This window comes from Bacteroides mediterraneensis, from assembly GCF_025993685.1.
Classification (GTDB): Bacteria; Bacteroidota; Bacteroidia; order Bacteroidales; family Bacteroidaceae; genus Phocaeicola; species Phocaeicola mediterraneensis_A.
In genome coordinates, this window is the sequence record NZ_DAJPEN010000001.1 from 1,139,389 (window position 1) to 1,154,869 (window position 15,481).

Below are 15,481 nucleotides of genomic sequence, written 5' to 3' on the forward strand. Positions count from 1 at the left end.
GCTTTGTTGTTATTTCTTTTGTCCGTAGTAAGCGTTCGGACCGTGTTTGCGGCTGAAGTGTTTTTCCACCAGCAGCGGGTTCATGGTCAGGTGCGGGTTGATGGCGTAAGCAATGCTGGCCATCTTTGCCACTTGTTCCATGACTACGGCATTGTGTACGGCATCGTGTGCATCTTTACCCCATGAGAAAGGTCCGTGATTCTTTACGAGCACTCCCGGAGTATGTACCGGATTCATGCCCTCGAAGCGTTTCACGATGACATTTCCCGTTTCCAGTTCGTAGGTACCCTTCACTTCCTCTTCTGTCATGTCGGCTGTGCAGGGAATTGCCTCGTGGAAATAGTCTGCATGAGTGGTACCGATGTTCGGAATGTCGCATCCGGCCTGTGCCCAGGCAGTGGCATAAGTAGAGTGGGTGTGTACCACTCCGCCGATTTCAGGGAAAGCCTTGTAGAGAACCAGATGGGTAGGGGTGTCACTTGAAGGGCGCAAATTGCCTTCCACTACGTTTCCTTCCAAATCGACTACTACCATATCCTCAGCTTTCATTTCATCGTAAGACACTCCGCTAGGTTTGATGACTACCAGTCCGCTTTCACGGTCGATGGCAGACACATTTCCCCACGTAAAAATCACCAGTCCGTGCTTTACCAAATCCAGGTTTGCATGGAAAACTTCTTCTTTTAGTGCTTCTAACATGTGATTAAAGTTTAAATTTCGGATCCTTCTGATATGCCTTGTCATTAAATTTATAAAGAGAGGCTCCTCTTCTGGATCCTGTTTTATCTATTTTATCAGTTTTCTCAATAAATCCCATTTCTGCGATGCGCTTGCGGAAATTGCGCTTGTCCATCGGTTCGCCGTAGATGGCTTCATACAGGCTTTGCAGCTGAGTCAAGGTGAACAGCTCGGGAAGCAGGTTGAAGCCGATGGGGGCTCTCGATGCCTTCTGGCGCATGATGGCACGTGCTTTCTCCACCATCTCGTTGTGATCGAAAATAAGGTCGGGAATTTCATTGATGTTTATCCAATGCGCATTGTGCTGCTGCACCAGTTCCCGGTCATATTCGTTGATGTTGATAAGCGCATAATAGGCCAGTGAAATTACGCGTTCTCCCGGGTCGCGGTCTATGGCACCGAATGCCCCAATCTGGTCCATGTACACATTTTCCAGACCGGTCAGCTCGCTCAGTACCCGTTTGGCCGCATCGTCCGCACTTTCGTTTTCCTGGATGAATCCTCCCATCAGAGACCATTGGCCCATTGCCGGCTCAAAATTTCGTTTCAGCAGCAATAAGTTCAGTTCTCCTTTTTCGAATCCGAAAATGATGCAGTCGATGCCGACGTAGAATTTGGGATTATGCTTATAGTAAGTGGTCATTCAATTTTTGACTTTTTGTTCTTTTCAACTAGGTTTCTTGTGGGGCTCTGTCATTTCTCCACTGTAAATTTGAAGATACAGTGACTCTGGTAAGTTTGTCCTGGAGCCAGAATAACAGAAGGCCATTGGGGCTTGTTGGGACTGTCGGGATAGTGCTGTGTTTCCAGACAAACGGAAGCCCGCTGTGGATAGGCGATGCCTTTCTTTCCTTTCACCGTTCCGTCCAGGAAGTTTCCTGTATACACCTGGATACCAGGTTCATTGGTGTATACCTCCAGGCTGATGCCTGTGGTTGGACAAGTCAGTTTGGCTGCCAGCTGGTTGATGTCACCTTTGGTCTTCAAAACCCAGTTATGGTCGAATCCGTTACCGAATTTCACTTGTTCGTTGCTGAAGTCTGTGACATCCGGACTAATGGTCTTCGGTGTGTTGAAGTCGAACGGAGTATCTTTTACTGCCATCATTTCGCCGGTGGTCATGAAGGTGCTGTCTACCGGTGTGATGCTGTCGGAAGCCACATAAAGCACGTGGTCAGTAGCCGGTTTTGAAGGGTCGCCGCTCAGGTTGAAATACGAGTGGTTGGTCATGTTGATGACAGTTGTCTTGTCGGTAGTGGCATCATACTGGATGTCGATGGCATTGTCGGCTGTCAGGGAATAGGTTACATGAGCCGTTACGTTGCCCGGGAAGTTATTGTCTCCATCCGGTGATTTCATGGTCAGCACAAGGGTACTGTCGTTCGTCTGGTTGGCCTCATATACCTGATATTGCCATCCGGTAGGCCCGCCGTGCAGGCAGTGACCGAAGTTGTTTGTCGGAAGTTGGATTTCCTGTCCGTCAAGAGTGATTTTGCCTTTGTTGATTCGGTTGGCATAACGCCCGATGGCTGCACCGAAATCACTCGGAATATTTTGATAATCTGCGATACTGTCAAATCCGAGAACCACATCCGTCATCTTGCCGTTCTTGTCTGGAACCATGATGGATACAAGACGTCCTCCGAAGTTGGTCACACAGACTTCCATGCCCTGATGATTTTTCAAAGTATAGAGTTTGACAGGTTTGGTACCTTCCACTAAAGTTTCGAAGTTGGCAGGGTTCAAGCCTGATAATGTCAGTTCCGGTTGCTGGGTCTTCTTGGAAGCGCAACCGCTCAATACTGCAAGGATGATACTTGCCCCTAGTAAAGATTTATTCATGCTTTTCATGTGAATTATTGAAGTTTTTTATTTATGGTGTAAAAGTAACACTTAAAACAATTACTTGTTCTTTTTTTCAAATGTTTTTCAACATAGAATGTATGTTTTTCGATAGTTTTCCTATAAACGTGGAAGAGGATATACAATTTCCTGCATATCCTCTTCCATTATAAGTTGTTGGTTTTTGGATTACCAGAAATATGCATAGAACAATGCACACAGGACCACAACGCCCAATGTGGCAATGACATCCCACATATTCCAGCTTTCACGGATGGCTTTCTTGTAGTCGCCTGTGAATGTGATGGCGGCAATCTGTTCAGATGTCGGTTTGGCAGTAAACATGGATACTACGTACATCAGAATGACGATGAATACAAGTAACCACACTTCGAAAATCAGCCAGTTGGTCTGCCAGAACCAAGAGGTATATTCCCAGAATGCACCGTCCATGACAGCTTTGCCTGAGTCGGTGATTACATTAGTCAGCAAACGTACCATACCGATAAGGAAGCCACCGATAAGTCCCCATTCTCCGGCTTTCGGAGTGATGCGCTTCGAGAAGATACCAAGGGTAAATACAGCCACCATGGCAGGAGCAATCAGTGATTGGATATCTTGGAGATAAGAATACAGGTTACCCATGTTCATCATGATAGGCATCCAAGCCAGTCCCAGGAGTACGACTACGACGGTAGCGATACGTCCTACCATTACGTAGTGGCTTTCACTCATGCCTTTTTTCATCGGTTTGTAGAAGTCTTCTGTAAACAAGGTGGCGCAGCTGTTGAAGAAGGCAGCCAAAGAAGCTACAAGGGCACAGATGAAACCGATGGTTACGATACCTTTCACGCCGGCCGGCAGGATATTCTTTACCATCATGGCGAAAGCGCCGTCTGTGTCATGTGTGTTGGTGATATCCATGACGATGCTGCTGCCGGTCTTTTGAGAGAGTGCGAAAGCCACCATACCCGGAATCAGGAACATGAATACTGGCAGCAGTTTGAAATAGCCGGCTGCGATTGTACCGCGGCGTGCACGGGCCATGACTTTGCGGTTGTCTTCTCCTTTGGTTTGTCCGAGTACACGTTGTACGATATGCTGGTCAGTACACCAGTACCAGAAACCGATGATGGATGCTCCGAGGAATACTACGTAGCCAGGGAACTGCGGATACATGGGGTCGGCAGGGTCGGTGTGGAACATGTGGGTTGTACCGAAACCGTCGTGTGCGGCGTTACATGCGGCCATCATTTGTGACCATCCTTCCGAAATACTGCCGTCACCGAGCATGTTCAAACCCAGGAATAAAACGAGGAATGAGCCGATGATTAATATCGGGGTCTGGATGGCAGATAGTGTCATGACTCCTTTCATGCCGCCGAAAACTGTGAATACGGCTGTGATGAAGATAAGGCCGAGTGCACCCCACCAGAATGGAAGTCCGAGCAGGTATTCGAAGAAGATACCGCCGGTGAAGGCTGTTACGGATACTTTTGTCAGCACGTAGGCAATCAGAGTGATGATGGATAGCCATGAACCGGTACGCTGGGTATAGCGGAATTTCAGGAAGTCCGGCATGGTGATAATTTTCCCCATTTTATTATTCAACAACTGGTAAAAAGGTACAAACAGCCATCCAAGAATAAGAATCATCCAGCCTTGCATTTCCCAGTGTGCCATTCCCACACCGTCTTTTGCACCTGTACCGGCCAATCCTACCAGATGTTCAGAACCGATATTGGCTGCAAAAATGGCAGCACCGATGATATACCAAGGTTCTCCTTTTCCGAAAAGGTAATCCTGACTGTCGGCACCTTTCATCTTTTCATGATCTTTTTTGATTGTACGGTAAACAGCCCATACAATAGCCATGACCCCGACGGCGAGAACCAGCCAGTCGAGCCAAATAAACTCAGTTGAATTCCAATTCATAATTGTAAGTATTTTAATGATTTGTGTATTGATTCCGTGGCTATCAAAAGTTACTCTTATTTTATTTGTTTTTCAAAGTGTATTAGTAACACTAATTCGACTGCAATATTACGGATAAGTGTAAAATTACACTAATAAATTCTCATGTTTTAGAGCATGTTTCTTCGTTTTTTTTGTTTCTCTTCTGCTTTTAACTTTTAAGGGGAGGGAAGGAGGGGAGTTTATGTGGGCTTTTGCAGTTTCCCCGGTATTTGCTTGTTGCCTTATAGCGTGCAGGGGGGAGAGTTTCTGCAATATTGGAAAGGTGATGCCCGTAGGTGAGGAGCCTATGATAATGTGGAGAATTGAAAAGTCCCGACAGGCTTCCTCGGGAAGGAGTCGGGACTTTCAGCTTATTTGTGAGTGATATGTTTTTGTAGTCTTATTTTTGTAGCATCTGGAACAGTTTGTCCAGTTTCGGGGCCATGATAATTTCTGTCCGGCGGTTTTTTGCCCGTCCTTCAGCACTTTCGTTGTCGGCAACAGGCATGAATTCACCACGTCCGCAGGGTTGTATCTGAAGTGGGTTGACTTGGTATTTTTCAATCAGGATACGCACCACGGAGGTAGCTCGGATAACGCTTAAGTCCCAATTGTCCTTGAATTGTGCAGTGTGGATGGGCTTGTTGTCAGTATGTCCTTCAATGTAAACGTCTATTTCCGTCTGTTTGTTCAATACCTCAGCCAGTTTTCCCAGGGCTTCTTCACCTCGTTTATCCAGTTTGGCGCTTCCGGACTGGAACAGCAGTTTGTCCGACATGGCTACATACACTTTCCCGTTCTGTTCCCGTACTGTCAGTTCGTCACTGCTGAAGCCGAGCAATGCATCTTTTACACTGCTGAGCAGGTCTTGTACTTTGGCATTCTGCTGGTCAATCATTCCTTGCAGTTGCTGAATGGTTTTTTCCCGTTCGTCCAGTTCTTTCAGTTTTTCTCCTAGCAGGGAATTCAGCTTTTCCTGTTCGTTCATGTTGCTGGACAACAGTTGCTGATAATGCCGTATGGAGTTTCCCTGGCGGTTGGTGTCTTGCTGCAATTTGTCTATTTGCTTGCGCATCTTTTCCATCTCATTGTGGCATTCATTCAGCTGGCCTTGCAGGTTATCTCCCCTGGAAAGGGCTTCTATTCTGCCGTTTTCGGCGATAAGGAATTTCTTCTTGGTTACGCAGGATGTGCTACCTATTATTAAGAGACCTGCGAGTGCGATTAAGGGTGCTTTTCTCATTGTTTTATATTTTTCTGCAAAGATATACGAGTTTACGCTATATCAGATAATATAAAAGCCTTTTTTGAAAAGAGGAGTTCATCATAAGCTATTGTATTGTCAGTGTCTGGTTGTGGCCGGACGGTGGAGCTTAGATTTTATTTTTTTTGAAAATTCTGTATATCAACCTGTTATAAGATTTCTCCTATAGGATAAAAAAACGTACTTGTGTTTGACTCAAAACGTAAGTACGTTTGGTTTGAAACGTAAGTGCGTTTTAATCAAAACTCTTTGGCGTTTTAGTTGAAACGTAAGTGCGTTTTCTGTGGGTGTCAAAAGTCTACACTTCATAAGTCTTCGTGGATTTTCTTGTGAGTGCTTTCCTATGTATAGATGTCTTCCTTTCTTTGGAGGATGTTCGGTTTATATGCATGTGTAGACGTATACGTTTTATGTATACGTGCGCACATGCGCCCGCGCGGAATACATAATGTGGGGCTGTTCCCGTCCGTTTCCGGAGGGGTCGGAAAAATATGTCATGCAATACATTCTGTTTCAGTGACTTATAAAAATATTCAAAAATTTCTTCAAAAAAGAGTGTGATAAAAGTTGCAGGATCGGAAAAAGTGCGTACCTTTGCAACCGCTTTCGAGAGGGAGAGCCGCTGAGAATGACAGACTGGTGAAGAGAGGCAGACTTTCAAAGGCGCTGCACCCGAGTATCTTACCTTGCAAGACGGCAAGGGAGCGAGAAACGGATAAGCCCGGCGAGGTCATCCCGAGAAACTTTTTCGGAAAAAACTTTCGGAAAAATTTGGAGGGAAAGAAAAAACGCCTTACCTTTGCAGACGCTTTCCCGCTGAAACGGGAGCACGAAAGAAAGATAGTTCTTTGAAAGACTTTAGATAAACAAACGAAGATGTAGTACAAGAAGTAGTCTTATATATAATGTATATATGGGATGAAACAAGAACCGTCAATAACCTGAAAAAGGATATAGAGAATCGGTTTCCTGAAACAGAATCAACGGTACCCGCAAGGGTAAGAAAATATTTTACAATGAAGAGTTTGATCCTGGCTCAGGATGAACGCTAGCTACAGGCTTAACACATGCAAGTCGAGGGGCAGCATGAACTTAGCTTGCTAAGTTTGATGGCGACCGGCGCACGGGTGAGTAACGCGTATCCAACCTTCCGTACACTCAGGGATAGCCTTTCGAAAGAAAGATTAATACCTGATGGTATGATGAGATTGCATGGTAACATCATTAAAGATTCATCGGTGTACGATGGGGATGCGTTCCATTAGATAGTAGGCGGGGTAACGGCCCACCTAGTCGACGATGGATAGGGGTTCTGAGAGGAAGGTCCCCCACATTGGAACTGAGACACGGTCCAAACTCCTACGGGAGGCAGCAGTGAGGAATATTGGTCAATGGGCGCGAGCCTGAACCAGCCAAGTAGCGTGAAGGATGAAGGTCCTACGGATTGTAAACTTCTTTTATAAGGGAATAAAGTCACCCACGTGTGGGTGTTTGTATGTACCTTATGAATAAGCATCGGCTAACTCCGTGCCAGCAGCCGCGGTAATACGGAGGATGCGAGCGTTATCCGGATTTATTGGGTTTAAAGGGAGCGTAGACGGGTCGTTAAGTCAGCTGTGAAAGTTTGGGGCTCAACCTTAAAATTGCAGTTGATACTGGCGTCCTTGAGTACGGTTGAGGCAGGCGGAATTCGTGGTGTAGCGGTGAAATGCTTAGATATCACGAAGAACCCCGATTGCGAAGGCAGCCTGCTAAGCCGCGACTGACGTTGAGGCTCGAAAGTGTGGGTATCAAACAGGATTAGATACCCTGGTAGTCCACACGGTAAACGATGGATACTCGCTGTTGGCGATAGACTGTCAGCGGCTTAGCGAAAGCGTTAAGTATCCCACCTGGGGAGTACGCCGGCAACGGTGAAACTCAAAGGAATTGACGGGGGCCCGCACAAGCGGAGGAACATGTGGTTTAATTCGATGATACGCGAGGAACCTTACCCGGGCTTGAATTGCAGACGAATTGCTTGGAAACAGGCAAGCCGCAAGGCGTCTGTGAAGGTGCTGCATGGTTGTCGTCAGCTCGTGCCGTGAGGTGTCGGCTTAAGTGCCATAACGAGCGCAACCCTCGTGTCCAGTTACTAGCAGGCAAGCTGAGGACTCTGGACAGACTGCCATCGTAAGATGTGAGGAAGGTGGGGATGACGTCAAATCAGCACGGCCCTTACGTCCGGGGCTACACACGTGTTACAATGGGGGGTACAGAAGGCAGCTACCGGGCGACCGGATGCCAATCCCGAAAGCCTCTCTCAGTTCGGACTGGAGTCTGCAACCCGACTCCACGAAGCTGGATTCGCTAGTAATCGCGCATCAGCCACGGCGCGGTGAATACGTTCCCGGGCCTTGTACACACCGCCCGTCAAGCCATGAAAGCCGGGGGTACCTGAAGTGCGTAACCGCAAGGAGCGCCCTAGGGTAAAACTGGTAATTGGGGCTAAGTCGTAACAAGGTAGCCGTACCGGAAGGTGCGGCTGGAACACCTCCTTTCTGGAGAGGGACCGACGAAGGTTCTTGCCTTGTGCTGCAGATGAGTTTGTTTTTCGATATGAAGAGAGAAAGATGAAGCCGAGTCGGAACGGACGAGGTTGAACTGAAATCATCCAATTATTAATTATTCATTTTTAATTATTAATTGAAACAGTCCTATAGCTCAGTTGGTTAGAGCGCTACACTGATAATGTAGAGGTCGGCAGTTCAACTCTGCCTGGGACTACCTCGAAAGAAGGGAGCGAAAAAAACTTCCTTAAAATTTTGCAGGAACGAAGGAAAATGCTTACCTTTGCAGCCGCAAAAAAACGGGGGATTAGCTCAGCTGGCTAGAGCACCTGCTTTGCACGCAGGGGGTCAACGGTTCGAATCCGTTATTCTCCACAAGCAGTGAACTTTTAATTATTCATTATTAACTGTTCATTGAAAAAACGGTCTATGACATGATGTAACAAGCAAAAAGTAATTTTAGTACGAAAGCTAAAAGTATATATCATCCCGCACCCGTCGAAAGACGGAATGTGCACGTGATAAGGAAAGTAGGAAAGGGCGCATGGCGGATGCCTTGGCTCTCGGAGGCGATGAAGGACGTGATAAGCTGCGATAAGCCGCGGGGAGGTGCAAATAACCTTTGATCCGCGGATTTCCGAATGGGACAACCCAATATCTTGAAGAGATATTACCTTACTTAGTAAGGGGCTAACGCAGGGAACTGAAACATCTTAGTACCTGCAGGAAAAGAAAATAACAATGATTCCCCCAGTAGTGGCGAGCGAACGGGGAAGAGCCCAAACCTCAGATGTTACGGCATCTGAGGGGTTGTAGGACCGCGACATCGCAAGACATCTCGTGAATGGAACTGTTTGGAAAATCAGACCGAAGACGGTGAGAGTCCGGTACATGAAGCGAGAGGAAGCGTAGCGGTATCCTGAGTAGCGCGGGACACGAGGAATCCTGCGTGAATCCGCCGGGACCATCCGGCAAGGCTAAATACTCCCGAGAGACCGATAGTGGACCAGTACCGTGAGGGAAAGGTGAAAAGCACTTCGAACAGAAGAGTGAAAGAGTACCTGAAACCGTGCGCCTACAAGCGGTCGGAGCGCGCAAGCGTGACGGCGTGCCTTTTGCATAATGAACCTACGAGTTGCCGTGTCTGGCAAGGTTAAGGGGCACGAGTCCCGGAGCCGAAGCGAAAGCGAGTCTGAAGAGGGCGTCAAGTCAGATGCGGCAGACGCGAAACCAAGTGATCTACCCTTGGCCAGGATGAAGTCTGGGTAACACCAGATGGAGGTCCGCACCAATAAGCGTTGAAAAGCTTCTGGATGAGCTGAGGGTAGGGGTGAAAGGCTAATCAAACTTGGAGATAGCTCGTACTCCCCGAAATGCATTTAGGTGCAGCCTCGCGGGTTACTGATGTGAGGTAGAGCGACTGATTGGATGCGAGGGCTTCACCGCCTATCAAGTCCTGACAAACTCCGAATGCGCATCAGTTCTACCGCGGGAGTGAGGGCATGGGTGCTAAGGTCCGTGCCCGAGAGGAGAAGAATCCGGACTATCAGCTAAGGCCCCGAAATGACAGCTAAGTTAAACTAACGAAGTCTGATTGCTAAGACAGCTAGGATGTTGGCTTGGAAGCAGCCATTCATTTAAAGAGTGCGTAACAGCTCACTAGTCGAGGAATCGGGCGTGGATAATAATCGGGTATCAAGTTGTCTGCCGAAGCTATAGAACCAGCAATGGTTGGTAGGGGAGCATTCCATTCGGCGTCGAAGGCGTGGCGTGAGCCACTCTGGAGCGTATGGAAAAGCAAATGTAGGTATAAGTAACGATAAAGGGGGTGGGAAACCCCCTCGCCGAAAGACTAAGGTTTCCTGATCAACGCTAATCGGATCAGGGTAAGTCGGGTCCTAAGGCTCAGCCGAACGGCGAGGCCGATGGCAGAAACGGTTAATATTCCGTTACTACCTTTGAGGGTGACGTGGGGAAGCAGCAGTGACACCGCCGCCGGCTGACGGAATAGCCGGTTGAAGGGTGTAGGCGCCGATTTCCGCAGGCAAATCCACGGAAAGAGCCGAACCTGATAGTACGCCAACTCCTTCGGGAAGCGGTGATAGCGCGGGTAAGCAGACTGCCGAGAAAATCCGCTAAACATAACTTCAGAGGTACCCGTACCGCAAACGGACACACGTAGTCGGGTTGAATATACTAAGGCGCTTGAGTGAATCACGGTTAAGGAACTAGGCAAACTGACCCTGTAACTTCGGGATAAAGGGTCCCTACCCAGAAATGGGAGGGCGCAGAGAATAGGTCCAGGCAACTGTTTAACAAAAACACAGGGCTGTGCGAATATGAAAGTAGAGGTATACAGCCTGACACCTGCCCGGTGCTGGAAGGTTAAGAGGAGATGTCATCGCAAGAGAAGCATTGAATTGAAGCCCCAGTAAACGGCGGCCGTAACTATAACGGTCCTAAGGTAGCGAAATTCCTTGTCGGGTAAGTTCCGACCTGCACGAATGGTGTAATGATCCGGACGCTGTCTCAACCGTGAGCTCAGTGAAATTGTAGTATCGGTGAAGATGCCGATTACCCGCGATGGGACGAAAAGACCCCGTGAACCTTTACTATAGCTTAGCATTGAATTTGGGCACGCGATGTGTAGGATAGGTCGGAGGCTGAGAGACGGGCACGCCAGTGTTCGTGGAGCCGCTGTTGAAATACGACCCTTCGTTTGTTTGAGTTCTAACTCCGGGTTGGAGGACATTGCTTGGTGGGTAGTTTGACTGGGGTGGTCGCCTCCAAAAGCGTAACGGAGGCTTCTAAAGGTGCCCTCAGGACGATCGGTAACCGTCCGCAGAGTGTAATGGCATAAGGGCGCTTGACTGGGAGACAGACAGGTCGAGCAGGTAGGAAACTAGAGCATAGTGATCCGGTGTTTCCGTATGGAAGGGACATCGCTCAAAGGATAAAAGGTACTCCGGGGATAACAGGCTGATCCCTCCCAAGAGCTCATATCGACGGAGTGGTTTGGCACCTCGATGTCGGCTCGTCACATCCTGGGGCTGGAGAAGGTCCCAAGGGTTGGGCTGTTCGCCCATTAAAGTGGCACGCGAGCTGGGTTCAGAACGTCGTGAGACAGTTCGGTCTCTATCTATCGTGGGCGTATGAAATTTGCGTGGCTCTGACACTAGTACGAGAGGACCGTGTTGGACCGACCTCTGGTTTGCCGGTTGTGCCGCCAGGCGCATCGCCGGGTATCCAAGTCGGGATCGGATAAGCGCTGAAAGCATCTAAGTGCGAAGCCGGCCACAAGATTAGATTTCTCAGGGTCGTTGAAGACGACAACGTTGATAGGATGCAGGTGTAAAGCTGGAGACAGCAAAGCCGAGCATTACTAATTGCCCGTCAGCTTTCCTTATCCGCGCCGGGCGGATGGAACAGACATCGAAAGGATGATATATACGTTCAGCCGAGTGCTGAGATTGCTTGCTTGTAAGTCATGATGAAATATGATTGATAAGGAGAATGGATAGGTCATTAAGTTCATTATTCATTTTTCATTGTTAATTGAAAGGATATTAAGGTGACTATGGCGCGAAGGTTCCACCTCTTCCCATTCCGAACAGAGAAGTTAAGCTTCGCCACGCCGATGGTACTGCGTACAAGTGGGAGAGTAGGTAGTCGCCGTCTTAGATGAAGCCCCGAGGCAGAAATGCTCCGGGGCTTTTTTTGTGCCTGTTCAATTCTTTACAAAGTCTTGATATGATATTCTGTATTGGTCTTTTTTAGAGATATTTCAGTCAAATATTCATGATGAATATAATTGCTTTGAATAAAAAAGTTGCTATATTTGGACTGTGAAAAAAATCCTATATTAGCAGTAAACTTTTAATTAATATAAATCATCATGGAAAACAAGATTCAAGAGCTGACCGATAAAATCTACCGTGAAGGAGTGGAAAAAGGAAATGAGGAGGCTCAGCGCCTTGTGAGTGAAGCTAAGACTCAGGCAGAAAAGTTGATTGAAGATGCGAAGAAACAGGCTGAATCGATATTGGCCGATGCAAAAAAATCGGCGGACGAACTGACTGAGAATACAAAATCGGAGTTGAAACTTTTTGCAGGTCAGGCAGTGAACGCGTTAAAGACTGAAGTGGTAAATCTGTTGACGAACCAGACTGTGGAAGAGGCGGTGAAAGGTTTCACTGCAGATAAAGAATTCCTTTATAAGTTTATTCTGACACTAGCCGAAAAATGGTCTGCCAATGAACCCATTGAAATCTCAGTAAAAGATGCGGATGGTTTGAAAAAATACTTTACCGCGAAAGCCAAGACTTTATTGGATAAAGGGGTTACGATTAACCAGGTGAATGGAATGAAGATGCTGTTTTCTATTTCGCCTGCGGATGGCTCTTATAAAGTGAATTTCGGAGAGGAAGAGTTTGAAAATTATTTTAAAGAATTCCTTCGTCCTCAGTTAGTTAAAATGTTGTTTTAATCCAATGGCATGAGCAGCTATTATTACTTGGTAGCCGGTTTGCCTTCTTTGTCTTTAGACGATGGCAAGCTGAGCTATACCGTTGAAAACTTTAAATCTGAACTTTATCCTTCGTTGTCTGATAAGGACAAAAAGCTGATTGATTTGTTTTACCTGAAATTTGATAACATAAATCTACTTAAATTATTAAAGGATAAGGACACGGGAGTGGACGAACGAGGAAATTTTTCTGCTGAAGATTTGCTTCTCCTGATAGAGGCTGTTCGGCAGGGGGACGCTCGTGAGAAAAAATTCCCTTCTTATTTGTATGATTTTGTAGCATTGTATCTTCAGAATGCAGGTGAAGAACATTTCGTTGCTGAGGAGGCACTTGCGGCTGCGTATTATGCGTATGCCATGAAATGTGGTAATCGCTTTGTAAGCCGCTGGTTTGAGTTCAGTCTGAATGTGAACAATATCCTTTCTGCTTATATCTCACGTAAATATAAACTGGAAGTAGCTCCACGGATAGTGGGAGATACCGAGGTCTGTGAGCTGTTGAGAACGTCGAATGCGCGTGATTTCGGCTTGGGCGAGCAGTTGGAGTATATGGAAGACTTGCAACGTATTGCAGAAATGGATGAACTGGTGGAACGGGAAAAGAAGACAGATTTGCTGGCTTGGAAATGGCTGGAAGACGAGTCGTTCTTCAATTATTTCACGGTAGAGCGTCTGTTTGTTTTCTTGTTACAGCTGGAGATGATTGAACGCTGGATTTCACTGGATAAAGAAAAGGGAAGCGAACTGTTCCGTCAGATGATTCAGCATTTGAAGGAAGAAGTACAGATTCCGGAAGAGTTTAGAAAATAGTAAAAATAAAATAGAATGGCAACAAAAGGAACTGTGATAGGCGTAATCGCCAATATGGTTACATTGACAGTCGACGGTCCGGTAGCACAGAATGAAATCTGTTACATTTCGACCGGAGGCGACCGCCTGATGGCTGAGGTCATCAAAGTGGTGGGCAAAAATGTGTATGTACAGGTTTTTGAAAGTACACGTGGACTGAAAGTGGGTGCGGAAGCCGAATTTACGGGCCACATGCTGGAAGTGACATTGGGACCAGGCATGCTTTCGAAGAACTATGATGGCTTGCAGAATGACCTTGACAAAATGGAGGGGGTATTCTTGAAACGTGGCCAGTACACTTATCCGTTGGACAAGGAAAAGAAATGGTTATTCAAACCCATCGTGAATGCCGGTGATGAAGTGGGCCCTTCTGCCTGGTTGGGCGAAGTGGAAGAAAATCATCAACCGTTGAAGATTATGGTACCTTTCCAGCTTCAGGGCACTTATAAGGTGAAATCCATTGTAGCGGAAGGTGAATATACGATAGAAGATACAGTCGCAGTCTTGACGGACGCGGAAGGCAACGAGATTCCGGTGAATATGATTCAGAAATGGCCGGTGAAGAAGGCGATGACCAATTATAAAGAGAAGCCGCGTCCTTATAAACTGCTGGAAACGGGTGTGCGTGTCATTGATACGATGAACCCGATTGTGGAAGGAGGTACGGGATTTATTCCGGGACCGTTTGGTACAGGAAAGACGGTGCTTCAGCACGCGATTTCCAAACAGGCCGAGGCGGATATCGTGATTATTGCAGCTTGTGGTGAACGTGCCAATGAGGTAGTGGAAATCTTTACAGAGTTCCCGGAGCTGGTAGACCCGCATACAGGACGGAAGCTGATGGAGCGTACAATTATCGTGGCCAATACTTCCAACATGCCGGTAGCTGCCCGTGAGGCGTCTGTGTATACGGCTATGACGATGGCTGAATTTTATCGCGCCATGGGACTGAAGGTCTTGCTGATGGCCGACTCTACTTCTCGTTGGGCACAAGCTTTGCGTGAGATGTCCAACCGTATGGAGGAACTTCCCGGACCGGATGCGTTCCCGATGGACCTTTCTGCCATTATCTCCAACTTCTACGGTCGTGCGGGATTTGTACACCTGAACAATGGACAGACAGGTTCCATTACTTTTATCGGTACGGTATCACCGGCCGGAGGTAACTTGAAGGAACCGGTGACGGAAAATACGAAGAAGGTAGCCCGCTGTTTTTATGCTTTGGAGCAGGAACGTGCCGACCGTAAGCGTTATCCGGCCGTAAACCCGATTGATTCTTATTCAAAGTATCTGGAATATCCTGAATTTGAGTCCTATATCACAGAGCATATCAATGGGGAATGGATTGGCAAGGTGACAGAACTGAAGACGCGTCTGTTGCGTGGTAAGGAAATCGCCGAGCAGATTAACATCTTGGGTGATGACGGTGTGCCGGTGGAATATCACGTGATTTTCTGGAAATCGGAACTGATTGACTTTGTGATCTTGCAGCAGGATGCGTTTGATGAGGTGGATGCAGTGACTCCGATGGAACGTCAGGAAGAAATCGTGAATATGGTGATTGATATTTGCCATACGGATTTCAGCTTCGACAATTTTGTGGAAGTGATGGACTACTTCAAGAAGATGATCAATATCTGCAAGCAGATGAACTATTCACCGTTCCGTTCTCCGCAGTACACGGACTTCCGGAAACAGTTGCAGGATTTGGTGGATGAACGAAAAGTAAAATAAGTGAAATCAATAAATGGGTAGAAA

Annotated in this window: 8 protein-coding genes, 2 tRNA genes and 3 rRNA genes; 8 read left to right on the plus strand and 5 right to left on the minus strand. The window is 47.1% G+C overall.

All coding sequences use genetic code 11. The features are described 5' to 3' along the window. Nucleotides 1-9: 9 nt before the first annotated feature. The 5 genes from OIM59_RS04500 to OIM59_RS04520 all read right to left on the minus strand — a co-directional run bounded on the left by OIM59_RS04500 (nt 10) and on the right by OIM59_RS04520 (nt 5,779). Nucleotides 10-699, minus strand: coding sequence for an L-ribulose-5-phosphate 4-epimerase (locus OIM59_RS04500; protein ID WP_303895363.1), 690 nt, complete (start codon nt 697-699; stop codon nt 10-12). A gap of 4 nt (nt 700-703) precedes the next feature. Beyond that, nucleotides 704-1,381, minus strand: coding sequence for an NUDIX domain-containing protein (locus OIM59_RS04505; RefSeq protein WP_299170962.1), 678 nt, complete (start codon nt 1,379-1,381; stop codon nt 704-706). A 50-nt stretch (nt 1,382-1,431) separates the two neighbouring features. Beyond that, nucleotides 1,432-2,589 (minus strand): aldose epimerase family protein, encoded by a 1,158-nt coding sequence (locus tag OIM59_RS04510; protein WP_303895367.1) that lies wholly within the window; start codon nt 2,587-2,589, stop codon nt 1,432-1,434. A gap of 180 nt (nt 2,590-2,769) precedes the next feature. Further along, entirely contained in the window at nt 2,770-4,515 is a 1,746-nt protein-coding gene (locus tag OIM59_RS04515) for a sodium:solute symporter (protein WP_072542935.1), read from the minus strand. Nucleotides 4,516-4,936: 421 nt separating this feature from the next. Next, nucleotides 4,937-5,779 (minus strand): OmpA family protein, encoded by an 843-nt coding sequence (locus OIM59_RS04520; RefSeq protein WP_299170957.1) that lies wholly within the window; start codon nt 5,777-5,779, stop codon nt 4,937-4,939. Between the two features lie 1,034 nt (nt 5,780-6,813). Here OIM59_RS04520 and OIM59_RS04525 point away from each other — a divergent pair. The 8 genes from OIM59_RS04525 to OIM59_RS04560 all read left to right on the plus strand — a co-directional run bounded on the left by OIM59_RS04525 (nt 6,814) and on the right by OIM59_RS04560 (nt 15,457). Then, nucleotides 6,814-8,340: ribosomal RNA gene (locus OIM59_RS04525) — 16S ribosomal RNA — on the plus strand. Between the two features lie 152 nt (nt 8,341-8,492). Next, nucleotides 8,493-8,566, plus strand: a tRNA-Ile gene (locus OIM59_RS04530). 84 nt (nt 8,567-8,650) lie between these two features. Further along, nucleotides 8,651-8,724, plus strand: a tRNA-Ala gene (locus OIM59_RS04535). A gap of 149 nt (nt 8,725-8,873) precedes the next feature. After that, nucleotides 8,874-11,755 (plus strand): 23S ribosomal RNA (locus OIM59_RS04540). 161 nt (nt 11,756-11,916) lie between these two features. Further along, nucleotides 11,917-12,027: ribosomal RNA gene (gene rrf / locus OIM59_RS04545) — 5S ribosomal RNA — on the plus strand. Together the 16S, 23S and 5S rRNA genes with 2 tRNA genes alongside form the textbook arrangement of a ribosomal RNA operon. Nucleotides 12,028-12,244: 217 nt before the next feature. After that, complete coding sequence (locus OIM59_RS04550) at nt 12,245-12,835, plus strand: hypothetical protein (RefSeq protein ID WP_299169964.1); 591 nt, start codon at nt 12,245-12,247, stop codon at nt 12,833-12,835. Between the two features lie 9 nt (nt 12,836-12,844). Further along, nucleotides 12,845-13,684 carry a DUF2764 family protein gene (locus OIM59_RS04555; protein ID WP_299169966.1) on the plus strand — a complete coding sequence of 280 codons (840 nt, stop codon included), beginning with the start codon at nt 12,845-12,847 and terminating at the stop codon, nt 13,682-13,684. Nucleotides 13,685-13,699: 15 nt separating this feature from the next. After that, a complete protein-coding gene (locus OIM59_RS04560; protein ID WP_303895375.1) occupies nt 13,700-15,457 on the plus strand; it encodes a V-type ATP synthase subunit A in 1,758 nt (585 codons plus the stop codon). Nucleotides 15,458-15,481: the final 24 nt, after the last annotated feature.

Excerpts from the sequence above, each read along its gene's own strand:
- OIM59_RS04550 (WP_299169964.1), top strand. The coding sequence starts at position 12,245 with ATGGAAAACAAGATTCAAGAGCTGACCGATAAAATCTACCGTGAAGGA.
- OIM59_RS04505 (WP_299170962.1), bottom strand. The coding sequence starts at position 1,381 with ATGACCACTTACTATAAGCATAATCCCAAATTCTACGTCGGCATCGAC.
- OIM59_RS04555 (WP_299169966.1), top strand. The coding sequence starts at position 12,845 with ATGAGCAGCTATTATTACTTGGTAGCCGGTTTGCCTTCTTTGTCTTTA.
- OIM59_RS04500 (WP_303895363.1), bottom strand. The coding sequence starts at position 699 with ATGTTAGAAGCACTAAAAGAAGAAGTTTTCCATGCAAACCTGGATTTG.
- OIM59_RS04560 (WP_303895375.1), top strand. The coding sequence starts at position 13,700 with ATGGCAACAAAAGGAACTGTGATAGGCGTAATCGCCAATATGGTTACA.
- OIM59_RS04520 (WP_299170957.1), bottom strand. The coding sequence starts at position 5,779 with ATGAGAAAAGCACCCTTAATCGCACTCGCAGGTCTCTTAATAATAGGT.
- OIM59_RS04515 (WP_072542935.1), bottom strand. The coding sequence starts at position 4,515 with ATGAATTGGAATTCAACTGAGTTTATTTGGCTCGACTGGCTGGTTCTC.
- OIM59_RS04510 (WP_303895367.1), bottom strand. The coding sequence starts at position 2,589 with ATGAAAAGCATGAATAAATCTTTACTAGGGGCAAGTATCATCCTTGCA.